Below are 14850 nucleotides of genomic sequence, written 5' to 3'. Positions count from 1 at the left end.
CGCTGCTTCAGGCCGCCGCGTGAATGGCAGCCTGCTTCACCTTGCTGTCGACATGACTTTCGAACTGCTGGAAGTTCTTCTCGAAGCGATGTGCGACGTCGCGGGCGGCGCGCTCGTAGGCCTTCTTGTCCCGCCAGGTGTTGCGCGGGTTGAGCACGTCGCCGGGCACGTCGGGACAGGCGCTCGGGACCTGCAGGCCGAAGTGCGGATCGGGCGAGGAGGCGACGGACGCAAGAGTGCCGTCGAGCGCCGCCCGCACCATGGCGCGCGTGTGCCGGATCGACATGCGCTCGCCGACGCCGAAGCCACCACCCGACCAGCCGGTGTTCACCAGCCAGCACTTCACGTTCTGGCGCGCCATCTTCTCGCCCAGCATCTTGGCGTAGATCGTCGGATGGCGCGGCATGAAGGGTGCGCCGAAGCAGGTCGAAAACGTGGCCTGCGGCTCGGTCACGCCCTTCTCGGTGCCGGCCACGCGCGCCGTATAGCCCGACAGGAAGTGATACATCGCCTGCTCGGGGCTGAGTCGCGAGATCGGCGGCAACACGCCGAACGCATCGGCCGTCAGCATGATGATGTTCTCCGGTGTGCCGGTGATGCCCGATTCGCTCGCATTGGGGATGAAGTCGAGCGGGTAGCAGGCACGCGTGTTCTCGGTATACCGCCCATCATCCAGATCGAGCGCGCCGCTTGCCGGATCGTGCACGACGTTCTCGAGCACCGTGCCGAAGCGCTCTGTGGTGGCATAGATCTCGGGCTCGGCCTGGCGGCTGAGCTTGATCACCTTGGCGTAGCAGCCGCCCTCGAAGTTGAACAGGCTGGTCTCTCCCCAACCGTGTTCGTCGTCGCCGAGCAGCGTACGCGAGGCATCGGCCGACAAGGTCGTCTTGCCGGTTCCGCTCAGTCCGAAGAAGACCGCGACATCGCCCTTCGGCCCCACGTTGGCCGACGCATGCATGGGCAGCACGTTCTTGTCCGGCAGGAGGTAATTCAGGAGGGTGAATACCGATTTCTTGATCTCGCCCGCGTACCAGGTGCCGCAGATCGCCACGACCCGGTCGCTGAAATTGACGAGCACGGCGCAGTCCGACGCCGTGCCGTCGAGTGCCGGATCGGCCTGGAAGCCCGGCAGGTTCAGGATGGTGAAGTCGGGGTTGAAATCGGGCAATTCCTCCGACCTTGGCCGCAGGAACATGTTGCGGGCGAACAGATTGTGCCAGGCGGTCTCCGTCACGACGCGCACGCCGATGCGATGCTCGGGATCGGCGCCGGCCCAGCAGTCGCGTGCGAACAGCTCGCGGCGCTGGGCATAGGCCGTCATGCGGTTGTAGAGCGCACGATAACGCTCGGGCGCCATCGGCTTGTTGGTCTTGCCCCAGTCGATGCGGCCCTTTGTTTGCGCATCCTCGACGAAAAACTTGTCGTTGGGCGAGCGGCCGGTGTGCACGCCGGTGCGCACCACCAGCGCGCCGCCATTGGCGATTGAGCCTTCATGCCGGCGCACCGCTTCCTCATAGAGGGACGGTACCGACAGGTTCCAGTGGACGTTCGCGAGGTTTTTCAGCCCCAACGACTTGAGTCCCGCCCTGGGGATGATGAAGCCCGTCTGCTGCACGTTCAGCTCCCTGCGTCTTGTTTCATGAAAGAGAGTTGACGGGTCCCTCTAGGGACCGGTCCGATTGCCTGAGCGTTTCCCCGCCTTGTCGTCCGGCGATTCGCTACCGCTGGCGGCAAGAGGTGGCAAGAGCGCGTGAGGGGCAATCCGTCGTTCAAATGCGTCACATTTCGCAATCCGGGCGGCATGCCGCGAAGCCGCAATTTTGGGCGTCATCGGATTTGCGGCAAGGCAGCCGGGCGTGATCAATTTGGGGCGGGGGCGTCGCTGGCGCGTCCGCAATGGCATGATCGCTTCACAACGAGCGAAGGGAGGATCAGATGGCGTTGCCGCAGGATATTCGCCCGCTCAACAGCGAGCTGGCCGATTCCATTACCCGCTCGGCCGAGATTCCGTGGATCGAGAGCAGACCCGGCCAGGCCTGGACCAAGATCCTGTGGGTCGGCCAGGAGTCGGGCCGGTGGGCGGTGCTGCTGAAATGGAAGAAGGGCTATGTCGCACCGCCGCACAAACATCTGAGCGCCGCTTTTGCCTTCGTGCTCTCGGGCAGGCTCAAGGTGCGAAACAACGTCTACGGGCCGGGCGACTTCCTGCACGAGACGAACGGCATGGTGCACGGTGCCACCGAAGCGCTGGAGGATACCGAATATCTCTTCTTCTGCGACGGGCCGGTGCTGTTCTTCGACAAGGACAGTTTCACCGGCTATCGCGGCTGGGAACAGATACTACAGATGCAGCAGGAGGCGCAGGCCAAGCAGGCGGCGGAGTAGCTTCATGGTGTCGTGGGCCGCGGGCGCGTCGCTCGCCGCGCAAGAGGCGACCTTGTAGCCGCCGGCTGTCCGTGAAAGCATTTCGTCGCGAGCCATAGGCACGAACGAGGCGCGGAGGACGTCATGGATGTTGGCATGATGATGGTGTTCGCCAGCTACGGCTGGGAGCACTGCCCCGACGATCGCGTCTGGAACGAGGAGATCCGGCTCGCCCGCATCGCGGCGGATTCGGGGTTCGACTGCCTGTGGTCGGCCGAGCATCACTTCAACGACTATTCCTTCGTGCCGGACAATCTCGCGCTGATGGCGCACCTGACCGCGCTCTGCCCGAACATCGATGTCGGCACCGCGGCGGTGATCCTGCCCTGGCACGATCCGCTGCGGGTGGCCGAGAACGCCTCGGTGATCGACCTTCTGAGCAAGGGCCGGCTGCGTTTCGGCATGGGCCGCGGACTGGCGCGGCGGGAGTTCGCGGCGTTTCGCGCCGCCATGGACGAGTCGCGCGCCCGCTTCGACGAGGCGGCGCCCATGATCGTCGAAGCGCTGCGCACCGGCTTCATCGAGGGCAACGGAAGATACTACAAGCAGCCGCGCACCGAGATCCGGCCGCGGCCGAAATATTCATTCGACGGCCGCATCTACGCCGTGGCCTCGAGCGAGGACTCGGTCGATTCGGCCGCCAAGCTCGGCGCGCACCAGGTGATGTTCGCCGACCGGCCGTGGGACATGCGGTTGCCGGTCATCGAGCGCGGGCGGGAGCTGCACCGCAGGTACCACGGCACCGAGCCGCCGCGCCTCATGCTGACCGAGTTCTGCGTCTGCGGCAGCGACCTCGCGAAGACCGAGGAGGAGGCGCGCCAGTACCAGGGCAAGTTCGTGGAGAGCAACTTCCACCACTACGAGTTCCTGGGCGAGCACTTCAGGACGGTGAAGGGCTACGATGCCTATCAGCAGAAGGCCGAGATCGCCCGCAAGAGCGGCCTCGATGGTGCGGTGGCGGGCTTCATGCAAGCGGCAAGCTGGGGCACGCCCGACAAGATCCTGCGCGGCCTCGAGGCGCGGCGTGGACTTTTGGGCGACTTCGAACTGAACATCGCCTTCCGCTTCGGCGGCACGCCCTACGAAGTCTCCGAGCGCGGCCTGAGACTCTTTGCCAAGGAGGTGCTGCCGGTGCTGAAGTCCTGGGGTCCCACGGCGACAGCCAGGGCAGCAGAGTAGGGGCGTCCGGAAGGCCCCGATTGCTCACGGGTTTGCACGGTGTGAGAAACCTCCGGTGCCGATGGTACGGGCACTTCGAGCCATTTTCTCATTTTCTCGCCCGCCCCTCGGGCAGGCCCGAGGCGCCGGCCCGCACGATGCGCTACGCTCCCAGCCGGCGAAAAGGCCCGGGAGGGAAGGCCATGGCTCCATTCGATCCGCTGTCGGCATTGCTGGGTGGCGTCCTGATCGGGATCGCCTCCGTGCTCCTGATGGTTCTGACCGGTCGCATTGCCGGGATCAGCGGCATTGCGGGCGGCTTGCTGTCGGTGGGCGGCGGCGACAAGGCCTGGCGCATCGCCTTTTTCGCGGGCCTGATCGGCGTGCCGCTGATCTTCGCTGCGATGGGCCGACCGTCGCGTGTGCCGGACATGCCCGCGAGCTGGTTCGTGATCGTGGCCGCGGGGTTACTGGTGGGCTTCGGCACAAGGCTTGGTGGCGGCTGCACGTCGGGCCACAGCGTCTGCGGAATTGCACGCTTGTCGCTGCGCTCGCTGGTCGCGACCGCGATCTTCATGGCCGCTGCCGTGATCACCGTCGCGATCGCCCGCCACGCCATCGGAGGCTGAGCCATGACCGCCGTCGCCAGCCTGGTATGTGGCCTGATCTTCGGCGCGGGCCTCCTGATCTCCGGCATGGTGCAACCGGCGAAGGTGCTGGGCTTCCTCGATATCTTGGGCCGGTGGGACCCGACGCTCGCGTTCGTCATGGGCGGCGCCCTTCTGATCTCGGTGCCCGGCTTCGCGCTCGCGCGCCGCGCCAGCGCGCCCGTGTTCGCCGCGCGCCATCTCTGGCCCACACGCAAGGACATCGACCGTCCGCTGGTCGTGGGTGCGATCCTGTTCGGCATCGGCTGGGGCCTCGTCGGGCTTTGCCCTGGACCGGCGATCGAGAACCTCGCTACTCTGTCGCCGCGCGTGATCCTGTTCGTCCTCGCGATGAGCGGCGGCATGGCTCTGCAGGGCTGGTGGCAGTCGCGCATTGACGTGGCAAAGGCGCGCGCCGACGCCACGTTCGCGGCTTCGGACGGCTGAGCCGGTCCCTCGCCGGGCTACCGGCCGCCGTCCATGATCTCGCAGACCTCGTAAAGGTGCGGATCGATCTCGTCCGTCGTCCGGCCGAAGCGATCCCACTCCTTGCGGAACTGCGGCGACTTGTGAGCCGCCTGCAACTGCTCGCGACTGCTCCACTGGATGTAGTTGACGATGCGCCGCCCATCGAGACTGCGGTGGAGGCTGATCGACACGAAGCCCGGTTGGCCCGCCATGAAGCGGGCGCGCTCGGTCATCACCGACAGAGCCTCCGCCTGCTTGTCCGGCTCGGCCTCGATGATCGTGATCTGGGTGACGGGCTGATTGCCGGTTCGGATCTGTGGCATGGGTCGACCTCGCGTGCCTATTGAAGCGCTATGCCAAGAACCGAGTCATCAGTCCGACGGTTCCATGCCAGCCAGGACTAACGCAAAATGACAAGCGGTTTACCTCATTTGGGCCATTCGAGCCCTGCTCACAGCAGATGTTCGACCTTGAATTCCTTCCAATGTTGCCTGTTTCAATGGCATTGATGGCATTCAGAATGTCGAAGCAGATCTTGTATCGATTCGGAGCGATTCATTCAGGTAGGAGAATTCCTGCGGGAAGGGCCGATCGTGAAATTTGACCCGTTGGTTCAGGCGTTCAGAGGCAATTCGGCCTTGAGTCATTTGGGTTCCTGGTGCTTCGCGGTTCGCAATGGCAGGGAAAGTCTGGCAGTGCGGATCGCCGACGGCCTCACCGTCACCCCGGGCGCCTCCTCCGACGCTGCCTTCACCCTCGCCGCAAGTCCCGAGGCGTGGGAGGAGTTTGCCAAGCCGGTGCCGGCGGTGGGGTACCAGAGCATCGTCGCCATGGTCCGCATGGGGCATCTGCGGGTCGAGGGCGATGTGCTGGAGTTCGGGCGGCATCTGCTGTTTCTCGAGCAGCTGTTCGCGTCGTTGAGGGCGAAGAGCGAGCAGGATGCTCGCGGTCCGAAAGAGTCTGGCGCGCCCATGATCGAGGAAATCGTCGGGCGGTATCTGCGGCTCGATCTCAACGGCCGGCCGCATCGCATCTATTTCGAGGAGGCCGGGCACGGCATCCCGCTGGTCTGCCTGCATACCGCCGGGGCCGACGGGCGCCAGTATCGCGCGTTGTTGAACGACCACGAGATCACCGCGCGCTTTCGCGTCATCGCCTTCGATCTGCCGTGGCACGGCAAGAGCTCGCCGCCGCCGGGCTTCGAGCGCGAGCGCTACCGGCTCACGACCGATCTCTATGTCGATACGGTGATGGCCGTCTGTCGCGCACTCGGGCTCGAGCGCCCGGTGGTGATGGGCTGCTCGATCGGCGGCCGCGCCGTGCTGCATCTGGCGTTGCGCCATGGCGACTATTTCCGGGCCGCGATCGGCCTGCAGTCGGCCACCCATGCCGATCCCGGCGCCGACACGCGGCTGCGCGATCTCGGCGTGCTGCATCGGCCCGACGTGCACGGACAGGAGGCGGCGGCGGGCTCGGTTGCCTGCCTGATCGCGCCGACCTCGCCCGAGGCAGAGAAGTGGGAAACGCTGTGGCACTACATGCAAGGCGGACCAGGCGTCTTCCTCGGCGACCTACATTACTATTTCACCGACGGCGACTTGCGGAACAGCCCGCTGGCCGGCCTCGATACCAGGCGCTGCCCGTTGCATCTGCTGACGGGCGAGTACGACATCTCCGCAACTCCTGCGCTCACGGCCGAGCTCGCCGAGATCGTGAAGGCCACCTCGTTCAAGGTGATGGAGGGACTCGGCCATTTCCCTATGAGTGAGAATCCGGCGCAGTTCCGGAAGTATTTGCTTCCGATCCTGGGGAAGATCTCGGATGGCAGGGCGTAGTCCTCTCGCTCGGCAAGGTGGACGAACGCCGCCGCGACGGCGATAAGGGCACATGGCTCGCCAACCCGTCCTGTCGCTCGATCCGGCCGAGCGCCACCGCCTGCGCCAGCGCTTCTTCGCGCTGATCTGGGACCAGGTGCGGCCCTGGGCGTACATGGATACCGACGGCCTGGACTTGAAGCGCTTCGACGGCAGTCCGCTGTCCTTTGCGCCTGCCTCGATGGATGGCGCGCCGCGTCAGGCCATGTGGGAGAGCAATTACATCGAACCATTCCTGGAGGCGATCTGCCACGAGGAGACGAAGCATGCGGCCGCGCTGGCGGAACCGGGGCGTGCGGAACTGCGCGAGGTGCTCGCTGTCGGCGTCGCGCGGGTCTATCTCACCATGCGGGAGATCGACTGGTACATGCACGAGGACGGGGTCGCAGCGCATCATTTCAAGCGCGACGTCAAGGCGGAAGTCGCAAACATGCTCGCCTATCTCGACCGCTGCCTGACCGAAGCGTCCGCGCGAGCCGCCTGAGGCGACGTCACCTCGCCACTCGTGGAGCGGGTTGACGGCAATAGCCCATGGCCTTGCGGAACTCCCCGTCACCGTTGGCGTTTTCCCCCGACAAACCACGGAGAAGCCTATGGCCGCCACGACCGATGTGACCATCAAGGATGCTTCTTTGTCGATCGTATCGTGGGCAGCCGTCATTGCCGGTGGCTTGGCGGCCGCAGCTCTCATGCTCTTTTTGCTGGCGCTCGGCGCGGGTATCGGCCTTTCGGTCGTCTCCCCCTGGAGTCATCCGGGCCTGACCACGACTCACGCCGCGTTGGGGGCGGGCATCTATCTGCTGCTCGCGACCATCATCGCCTCGGCGATCGGCGGCTATCTGGCGGGCCGTTTGCGCCGACGCTGGCTCGGCATCGAAGAGCATGAGGTCTATTTCCGGGATACGGCGCACGGCCTGCTCGCCTGGGCGTTCGCGACGGTGCTGAGCGCCGCCGTGCTTGGTCCGGCGGCAACCGCAATGGTCGGATCGGCCCTCGCGGTGAATGCGGCTGGCCAGGCGGGGCAGAGCTTGGATGCGGCGTCCTACGTCGATCGCCTGCTGCGGCCGCAGCTCAGCCCGCCAGCCGCCCCGGCGGGCACGGCGCCCGCCCCCGGCACGTCTGGTGAAGCAGCTCAGGTCCGTCCTGTGATTCTCGGGGGTCCGGCGCTGGTCGAGACGCGGACGATGCTTGGCAGGTTGCTGTCGCAGAGCCTTCCGAGCCGTGACCCCACTGACACGCACGGGCTTGCAGCCGAGGACCGGACCTATATGGCCCAGATCGTGACCGCCTATACCGGTCTTAATCCGACCGAGGCGAATCAGCGGGTCTCCGAGGCGACGGAGCGGATGAGGGCGGCGGCCGAGGCGGCGCGGCGTGCGGCGCGCAACTTCGCCCTGTGGCTGGCAGGCTCGCTGTTGTTTGGCGCCTTCGCAAGCAGCCTGGCGGCGCTGGAAGGCGGCGGCCTGCGGGACGGGCGACTGCGGTATGGGCCCCGCCTTGCCGTCCACCGTGTCACGCCGGCGCCGTAGCGGGGCCGTCAGACGATTGGCAGGCCGAACAGCAAGGGATGGAGCCAGAACATCGCGACAAAGACGGCGGTGCCGATTCCGAGCGCCATACCGTCACCCCAGGTGACCTCCATGGTCCGTGCACCGGTATCGCCGCGGCGCTTGACGGCGATCCGGTCGTAGACGGCCCAGGCAAGGAAAGCGCCGAAAAGAACCAGCGCGCCGAGATCGCCGTTTGCCAGAAGGTGCGCCAGCGCCCAGGCCTTGACCGCCACCAGCATGGGATGGCGCAGCGTGCCCTTTATCTTGCCGGCCGGGCTGTAGGCGGCGGCGAGGGCGACGAAGGCTAGCCACATCAGCACGAACGTGACCGGCCGCAGCTCTTCCGGCGGGCTCCAGATCTGGACGTAGCCGCTGTCACGATAGCGGCTAAATCCCCAGATGATCAGGGCCAGACCGACCGCAGCAACAACGGAGTAGAGACCTTTGTAGCCGCCTTCGCCCAGCCGCTCCATCAGCGCCGCGCGCGGTCCTCGCAAGGTCGTGAGGGTATGGATGCCCAGGAAGACTACGAGACCGACGATCAGCAACACCATGAACGGCTCCGATATTCCGATGACCGGTCCCTGACCCAGGATTGTCGCAACCTTTTGCAGCAGTCAGCGTTATTTATGCAAGTCCGCCCAAGGGCGGGCGAGGGGCATATGCGGTTCTCGACATATATTTCGGCTTTGGTACTCGCCGCGTTTCCGCTCGCGGCCGGGGCCCAGGAACGTGCCGTGATCCTGGACACCGATTGCCCCTACGACGAACCCGATTCAGTCCAGATAAGTTGGGTCTCGCCGTGCGAGCAAGGGACGTGGCTGCTCGATACGGAAACGGGCTGCCGAATGTGGGACTGGCATCCCGACCCCAACGACAGGGCGATCTGGAGCGGCGTCTGTCCACACGGGCAGAAGCAGGGTTACGGCGTCCTCCAATGGTTCGAGCACGGCCAGCGGATCGACCGTTTCGAGGGGACCTACGTCAACAATCGCCGCGAAGGCTTCGGCCGCTACGACTGGAACGCGACCGATCGCTATGAAGGCTCGTACGCCAACGATCGGCCGCAGGGTTTTGGCACGGCGAGCATTGCCGGCGAGCTGTTCGCCGGCGTCTGGCACAAGGGTTGTTTCCGGAAGGCTGGCCGCGTGGTCGCCATCAACGTGCCGCGCAGATCGTGCGGCGGTGGCATCTCGGCTTCCTTGGACCGGCCGCAGCCCGGATCTTTCTAGGTCCGTCAGCCGCTGTTGCGCCGAGCCCAGCGTTCAATGAAGTCGGTGCAGAAGGCGAGGTCGACGACATCGACATAGCGCCGGCCGATATCGCGCAGGTTGTCGCGGTGCGGCTGCTCTTCGATGTCGCCGACGCAATCCTCGGGCACCAAGGTGCGATAGCGCAGGCTGAAGCTGTCGAGCGCGGTGCCGCGGATGCAGCCGGACGTATTGCAGCCCGTGACGATCACGGTGTCGACCCGCTCTTTGGTGAAATAGTTGGCGACGCCGGTTTCGAAGAAGATCGAAGGGCCTTTCTTGGTTACCTGCAGGTCGTAAGCAGGATCATGGATGCGCGGATCGAGCCTGGTGCTGGGATGGCTGTGCAGGAAAGTCTCCCGCACCGCCGTGATCTTCCAGTAGGGCATCTCACGTTCGTTGAGGTAGGCAGTGTTGCAGACCGCCACCGGCACGCCATGCCGGCGCGCGACTTCGAGCAGTCTTGCTGTGTTCTCGAGCGCGCGCATCACCAGCGGTGCGCCGCCCAGCGGGTATTGCGCATCGGTGAAGCCGAGCTGGAAATCGACCACGACGACGCCCGGCTTCTGGCCGGTGCCGACCGGGATGGCGCCGTAGCTGCGCCGTTGGTAGTCGTCTGACATCTTCGCTCAACTCGGATGTGCGACAGTGGCCCGTCCGAAGGTATCCACCTTGCCGTCGGTGTAGCAGACGTAATAGGGGTCGGACATGTCCCACGGGACGCGACTCCAGAAGTCCTTCAGCACGGTATATCGGGCGCATTCCCGGCCAGCGGTGTTGGTCGTCAGGTCGGGCGGGCCGATCGCGGCCGACACCTGTTCGCGCGTCATGCCGGCATGCACCTGATCCATGCCCGAGCCGTGGACACAGCCGGCAGCGAACAAGGCGATCAGCAGGGCAAGAGCGGAGCGCTCCATCGGGTGAACTCCAAACGATAGACAAAGACGATAAGCCAGACTTGGCCTGCCCGCCAAGAATAGTCAGGGCCGGCCGGGTGGCGGAAAGCCGGCCGATGGGCTAGGTCCAATCATGCTGACCGACTCCCGTTTCTCGTCGCCCGGCCTTGGTGCCGGGCTGAGCGGCGCCATCGCCGGGCTTCCCGAGACGCCGATTGCCGAAGTAGCCATGTCCGTGTTCGGCGATCCCGACGTGGTGCCGCTGTGGTTCGGCGAGAGCGATCTCGTCACGCCGGACTTCATCCGCGCCGCCGCCGCCCGCGGCCTGCAGGCGGGCGAAACCTTCTACACCTGGCAACGCGGCGTGCCCGAGCTTCGCGCGGCGCTTTCGGCCTATACCGGGCGAATCTACGGTGTCGAGTGCCCGGTCGATCGCATCAGCGTCACGACCGGCGGCATGCAGGCAATCCTGCTCGCTTGCCAGCTCCTGCTCGATCCGGGTGACAACGTCGTCATCGTGTCGCCGATCTGGCCCAACATCACCTCGGCGGTGAAGCTGGTGCACGGCGAGCCCAAGTACGTGGCGCTCGACCGCATCGCCGGCGGCGGCTGGAAGCTCGACCTGCAGCGGCTGTTCGACACGGTCGACGATCGCACACGCGCGATCTTCGTCAATTCACCGGGCAATCCGACCGGCTGGATGATGACATCCGACGAGCAGGGCGCGGTGCTCGACTTTGCCCGAAGGCGTCGCCTCTGGATCATGGCCGACGAGGTCTATGCGCGGCTCACCTATGTGCGACGGGCTGACGGACGGCAGGTGGCGCCTTCGTTCCTCGAGCTCGCACGGCCGGACGATCCGCTCATCGTGCTCAACAGCTTTTCCAAGCCGTGGGCGATGACGGGCTGGCGCATCGGCTGGCTCACCCATCCCTCGGCGCTGGGCGATCAGTTCGCCAAGCTGGTACAGATCAATACGTCGGGCCTGCCGGCCTTCCTGCAGCGCGGTGCGATCGCGGCGCTCGAGAAGGGCGACTCCTTCATCATCGAGATGGTGGAGCGTTGCCAGGCCGGTCGCGAGCTGGTGTTCCAGCGGCTGTCGGCCCTGCCGGCTGTCACCATCGCCCGGCCCGAGGCGGCGTTCTACGCCTTCTTCAGTATCGACGGCGTCAAGGACACGCTCGCCTTCTGCAAGAAGCTCGCGAAGAACTACAAGGTCGGCCTGGCGCCGGGCGAGGCGTTCGGCCCGGGCGGGCAGGGCAATATCCGGCTCTGCTTCGCGTCGAGCGCCGAGCGCCTCAGCAAAGGCCTCGACCGCATCGAGGCAGCGGCGAAGGCCCGTGCCTCGAGCGGCGCGTAGCGGCGCCCGGGGCTCTGGTGCTGGATGAAAGATGCTCGCATCCCCTTCCATCGATGTTCGGCATCTGCGCAAGGTCTATGGCGAGGTCGTCGCCGTCGACAACCTGACCTTCACTGTGCCGCGCGGCGCCGTGCTGGGCCTTCTGGGCGGCAATGGTGCGGGCAAGACGACGACGATAGCGATGCTGCTCGGGCTCCTCGAGCCGACGGCCGGCGAAATCCACGTGCTTGGTGTCGACATGCGCCGCCATCGCTACGCGGCGCTGCCGCGCATGAACTTCTCGTCGCCTTACGTCGACCTGCCACACCGGCTGACCGTGCGCCAGAACCTCCAGTTCTATGGCCGGCTCTATGGCGTTGTGGCGCTGGGCCGGCGCATCGAGGAGATCGCCGAGCACATGCAGGTGGCGCAGTTCCTCGATCGCCAGACCGGCAAGCTTTCGGCCGGGCAGAAGACGCGCGTGGCGCTCGCCAAGGCGCTGATCAACAAGCCCGACGTGCTGTTGCTCGACGAGCCGACCGCGTCGCTCGACCCCGATACGGCCGACTGGGTGCGTACCTATCTCAAGGACTATCAGGCGGACACCCGTGCCACGATCCTTCTCGCCTCGCACAACATGTCCGAGGTCGAGCGGTTGTGCGACGACGTGGTCCTGCTGCAGTCGGGCCGGATGTTCGACCGCGGCAGCCCGCGCGAACTGATCGAGCGCTTCGGCCGCGAGGACATGGAACAGGTTTTTCTCGATATGGCGCGCGGCCGCGGCCGCGGGCTCGAATCTCTGCGCAAGAACGAGGCGGCAAAATGAACGGCTCCATCAGTCGTATCTATGCTCTGGTTCTGCGCCACATCCATATCTGGCGCAGCTCGGTGATGCGCTTGGTCGATTCGATCTATTGGCCCGCCGTACAGATGGTCATGTGGGGGTTCATGACCCAGTTCCTGCTGCCACAGTCCTCGTTTGTAGCCCAGGCGGCGGGGGTACTGCTGTCGGGCTTGCTGCTGTGGGAAGTGGTGGTGCGCGGCAATCTCTCGCTTTCCATCGCCTTCCTCGAAGAGATGTGGTCGCGCAATCTCGGCCACCTCTTCGTGAGTCCGATCCGGTCGTGGGAGATGGCGACCGGCATCATCATCACCGCCCTTTTGCGCACCTTGCTCGGCCTGATCCCGGTATCGTTGATGGCTTGGGCCTTCTTCGGCTTCTCGATCTATTCCCTCGGCGTCCCGCTCATCGCGTTCTTCCTCATTCTGCAGATGTTCTCCTGGTCGATCGGCCTTGCGATGTCGGGCATGATCATGCGCGTCGGACAGAGTGCGGAAAGCTTCGCCTGGGCCGCCGTCTTCATCCTGATGCCGATCAGCGGCGTCTACTACCCGATTTCTGTTCTCCCGCATTGGCTGCAGCCCTTTGCCTACATCTTGCCGACGTCCTACGTGTTCGAGGGCATGCGGTCGATCCTGTTGCAAAAGGCGGTGCTCTGGCACCTCCTGGGCTTCGCCTTCGCCTTGTCCGTGGTCTATCTGGTCGTCGGCTTCCAGATCTTCCTCTGGTTCTTCCGCGCCTCACGCCGCGCCGGCAGCCTGCTGAGCCAGGGCGAGTAGTTCGCTAGAGTGGCGGGCGATGAGGATCGTCGCCTGGAATTGCAACATGGCATTCGATCGCAAGGTCGAGGGACTGCTGGCGTTGCGGCCCGACATCGCGGTGATTTGCGAATGCGCCGAGCCCGAGCGGCTGCGCCTGCGGTCGAAGGCGATATGGATCGAGAGCGCGCCGGTATGGATCGGCAGCAATCCGCACAAGGGACTGGCGGTGTTCGCTTTCAATGGCTACGCCGTTCGGCTCGCCGATGGCTATCATCCGGCGCTGCGCTACATCGCTCCGGTGCACGTCGACGGCCCGAGGGAATGCAATCTTCTGGCGGTGTGGGCGCAGAACGCCAGCGCGGGCAGCATTCGCAAACATCAGTCCGGGCCCTTGCGCCGAAGCCTGTCACGTTACCGGGATTTTCTGACCGTCCGGCCTGCGATCGTCGCGGGAGACCTCAATAGCAATACGATCTGGGACAAACCCGGTTGGCGCATCAACCACTCGACAAAGGTGAAGATCCTGGAAGAAAAATTCGGTCTGGTGAGTGCCTGGCACGCCGTGCGCGGTGAGTTGCATGGCCAGGAAAGCGTCCCGACACTGTACTGGCGCGACCGCACCAAGGCTGGGCCGACCTATCACATCGACTATGTGTTCCTGCCGGCGGACTGGATCGGCAAGGCCCGGGTCGACATCGGCACGTTTGAAAGCTGGTGTACCGCCGGTCTCAGCGACCATGCGCCGGTCATCGTCGATATCGATTTGTAAAGACCCTCCGGGCTCGTCGCTACTTGCCCGTCATCGTGACGGGGAGGTCTTGCGAGGGTGCATGCAAGATGGCGGCGCATGCGGCCGGCAGCTTCGGGCGATAGGGCTTGGTCGGCGGAACGTCGTCGGCAGGGAACACGACGGGCGGCTGTTGGAGCCACCAGTCGAGGGCGGCACCGCACCCGTCATCGCGGGCATAGTCGGCCTGCGGCTGGCATTGCGGATTGCCAGGCGGGCAGTAAAGCCGCACATGGAAGTGGGCATCGTGCCCGTACCAGGGCACGAGCTTGCGCAGCCAGCTGCGGTCGCCGGTGACGGTGTGGCAAAGCCTGGCCTTGATCCACCGGTTCACGAACAGGCGGTCAAGATGAGGCATCTCGGCGGCAACTTTCAGGAGCTGCACATGCTGCGGGCCGAAAACCCCGTCGTCGATGCTCATGTCGTCGCGCACCAGCGACCGCAGACGCGGATGCTCGCGTTCGGTCGGCGCCAGCCGCGGGCCCGCCTGGCGCTCGAACCAGATGTCGGCGTCGAGGCCGTCCTGGTGGCTGGCATGGCCGGTCGGCGCCGGCCCACCGCGCGGCTGGCCGATGTCGCCGATCAGAAGTGGCGCCTGGCCGGCGGCGTGCATCCTGGCGCCCAGAGTCTCGATGAATTGCAGGGTGACGGGCTGGCCCCAGTAGCGGTTGCGGCTGATACGGATCGCTTCGTAGCCGACGCCGTCGAAGGGAAGAGGCCTGGCTCCCTGGATGCAGCCGGCCGAGTAGAAGCCGATCGATTGCGTCGGACCCGGCGCCGGTGTCTTCACGTCGGACCAGTCGAAGGCGGCACAGTTCAGCAGCGCGATCAGCGAAATGACGAGACGCTTCATCT

Annotated in this window: 18 protein-coding genes; 12 read left to right on the top strand and 6 right to left on the bottom strand. The window is 65.3% G+C overall.

The window, feature by feature from the left end:
• Positions 1 to 7 precede the first annotated feature (7 nt).
• The gene (locus VH499_RS11375) at positions 8 to 1615 is read right to left on the bottom strand and encodes a phosphoenolpyruvate carboxykinase (RefSeq protein ID WP_332052846.1); all 1608 of its coding nucleotides are present in this window, start codon (positions 1613 to 1615) and stop codon (positions 8 to 10) included.
• A gap of 320 nt (positions 1616 to 1935) precedes the next feature.
• On the opposite strand from VH499_RS11375, the gene VH499_RS11370 reads away from it, so the two are divergent.
• The 4 genes from VH499_RS11370 to VH499_RS11355 all read left to right on the top strand — a co-directional run bounded on the left by VH499_RS11370 (position 1936) and on the right by VH499_RS11355 (position 4676).
• Positions 1936 to 2385 (top strand): cupin domain-containing protein, encoded by a 450-nt coding sequence (locus tag VH499_RS11370; RefSeq protein WP_332052845.1) that lies wholly within the window; start codon positions 1936 to 1938, stop codon positions 2383 to 2385.
• A gap of 123 nt (positions 2386 to 2508) precedes the next feature.
• Entirely contained in the window at positions 2509 to 3603 is a 1095-nt protein-coding gene (locus VH499_RS11365; protein ID WP_332052844.1) for an LLM class flavin-dependent oxidoreductase, read from the top strand.
• A gap of 182 nt (positions 3604 to 3785) precedes the next feature.
• Positions 3786 to 4211 (top strand): YeeE/YedE family protein, encoded by a 426-nt coding sequence (locus VH499_RS11360; protein ID WP_332052843.1) that lies wholly within the window; start codon positions 3786 to 3788, stop codon positions 4209 to 4211.
• Between the two features lie 3 nt (positions 4212 to 4214).
• Positions 4215 to 4676 carry a YeeE/YedE family protein gene (locus VH499_RS11355; RefSeq protein ID WP_332052842.1) on the top strand — a complete coding sequence of 154 codons (462 nt, stop codon included), beginning with the start codon at positions 4215 to 4217 and terminating at the stop codon, positions 4674 to 4676.
• 17 nt (positions 4677 to 4693) lie between these two features.
• On the opposite strand, the gene VH499_RS11350 is transcribed toward VH499_RS11355, so the two are convergent.
• Positions 4694 to 5020 carry an antibiotic biosynthesis monooxygenase family protein gene (locus VH499_RS11350; protein WP_332052841.1) on the bottom strand — a complete coding sequence of 109 codons (327 nt, stop codon included), beginning with the start codon at positions 5018 to 5020 and terminating at the stop codon, positions 4694 to 4696.
• A gap of 372 nt (positions 5021 to 5392) precedes the next feature.
• Here VH499_RS11350 and VH499_RS11345 point away from each other — a divergent pair, with 372 nt between their 5' ends.
• From VH499_RS11345 to VH499_RS11335, 3 genes are all read left to right on the top strand, one after another.
• Positions 5393 to 6532: an alpha/beta hydrolase gene (locus VH499_RS11345; protein WP_332052840.1), complete on the top strand. Its 1140-nt coding sequence runs from the start codon at positions 5393 to 5395 to the stop codon at positions 6530 to 6532.
• Between the two features lie 52 nt (positions 6533 to 6584).
• A complete protein-coding gene (locus VH499_RS11340) occupies positions 6585 to 7055 on the top strand; it encodes a hypothetical protein (protein WP_332052839.1) in 471 nt (156 codons plus the stop codon).
• Positions 7056 to 7164: 109 nt separating this feature from the next.
• Positions 7165 to 8100 carry a hypothetical protein gene (locus VH499_RS11335; RefSeq protein WP_332052838.1) on the top strand — a complete coding sequence of 312 codons (936 nt, stop codon included), beginning with the start codon at positions 7165 to 7167 and terminating at the stop codon, positions 8098 to 8100.
• An 8-nt stretch (positions 8101 to 8108) separates the two neighbouring features.
• Here the strand turns inward: VH499_RS11335 and VH499_RS11330 are convergent, their stop codons facing one another.
• Positions 8109 to 8675 (bottom strand): NnrU family protein, encoded by a 567-nt coding sequence (locus tag VH499_RS11330; RefSeq protein ID WP_332052837.1) that lies wholly within the window; start codon positions 8673 to 8675, stop codon positions 8109 to 8111.
• A gap of 183 nt (positions 8676 to 8858) precedes the next feature.
• Here VH499_RS11330 and VH499_RS11325 point away from each other — a divergent pair, with 183 nt between their 5' ends.
• Complete coding sequence (locus VH499_RS11325; protein WP_332052836.1) at positions 8859 to 9353, top strand: hypothetical protein; 495 nt, start codon at positions 8859 to 8861, stop codon at positions 9351 to 9353.
• Between the two features lie 5 nt (positions 9354 to 9358).
• Here the strand turns inward: VH499_RS11325 and VH499_RS11320 are convergent, their stop codons facing one another.
• Positions 9359 to 9994, bottom strand: coding sequence for an isochorismatase family protein (locus VH499_RS11320; RefSeq protein WP_332052835.1), 636 nt, complete (start codon positions 9992 to 9994; stop codon positions 9359 to 9361).
• 6 nt (positions 9995 to 10000) lie between these two features.
• The gene (bamE, locus tag VH499_RS11315; RefSeq protein WP_332052834.1) at positions 10001 to 10288 is read right to left on the bottom strand and encodes an outer membrane protein assembly factor BamE domain-containing protein; all 288 of its coding nucleotides are present in this window, start codon (positions 10286 to 10288) and stop codon (positions 10001 to 10003) included.
• Positions 10289 to 10400: 112 nt separating this feature from the next.
• Between bamE and VH499_RS11310 the strand changes: the two genes are divergently transcribed.
• From VH499_RS11310 to VH499_RS11295, 4 genes are read left to right on the top strand one after another with little or no spacing between them, the layout of a single operon-like run.
• Complete coding sequence (locus VH499_RS11310) at positions 10401 to 11627, top strand: pyridoxal phosphate-dependent aminotransferase (protein WP_332052833.1); 1227 nt, start codon at positions 10401 to 10403, stop codon at positions 11625 to 11627.
• Positions 11628 to 11658: 31 nt separating this feature from the next.
• Positions 11659 to 12432: an ABC transporter ATP-binding protein gene (locus VH499_RS11305; protein ID WP_332052832.1), complete on the top strand. Its 774-nt coding sequence runs from the start codon at positions 11659 to 11661 to the stop codon at positions 12430 to 12432.
• Positions 12429 to 13226, top strand: coding sequence for an ABC transporter permease (locus tag VH499_RS11300; RefSeq protein ID WP_332052831.1), 798 nt, complete (start codon positions 12429 to 12431; stop codon positions 13224 to 13226). Before VH499_RS11305 ends, VH499_RS11300 begins: the two co-directional genes overlap by 4 nt.
• A 19-nt stretch (positions 13227 to 13245) precedes the next feature.
• On the top strand, positions 13246 to 13977 hold the full coding sequence (locus VH499_RS11295; protein WP_332052830.1) for a hypothetical protein: 732 nt from the start codon (positions 13246 to 13248) through the stop codon (positions 13975 to 13977).
• A gap of 19 nt (positions 13978 to 13996) precedes the next feature.
• Here VH499_RS11295 and mepA read toward each other — a convergent pair whose 3' ends face one another.
• Positions 13997 to 14848, bottom strand: coding sequence for a penicillin-insensitive murein endopeptidase (mepA, locus tag VH499_RS11290; RefSeq protein WP_332052829.1), 852 nt, complete (start codon positions 14846 to 14848; stop codon positions 13997 to 13999).
• Between the last annotated feature and the right edge of the window lie 2 nt (positions 14849 to 14850).

This window comes from Reyranella sp., assembly GCF_036558665.1.
Taxonomy (GTDB): domain Bacteria; phylum Pseudomonadota; class Alphaproteobacteria; order Reyranellales; family Reyranellaceae; genus Reyranella.
Note: the sequence above shows the minus strand (reverse complement) of the source record. Positions and strands in the feature narration are given on the sequence as shown.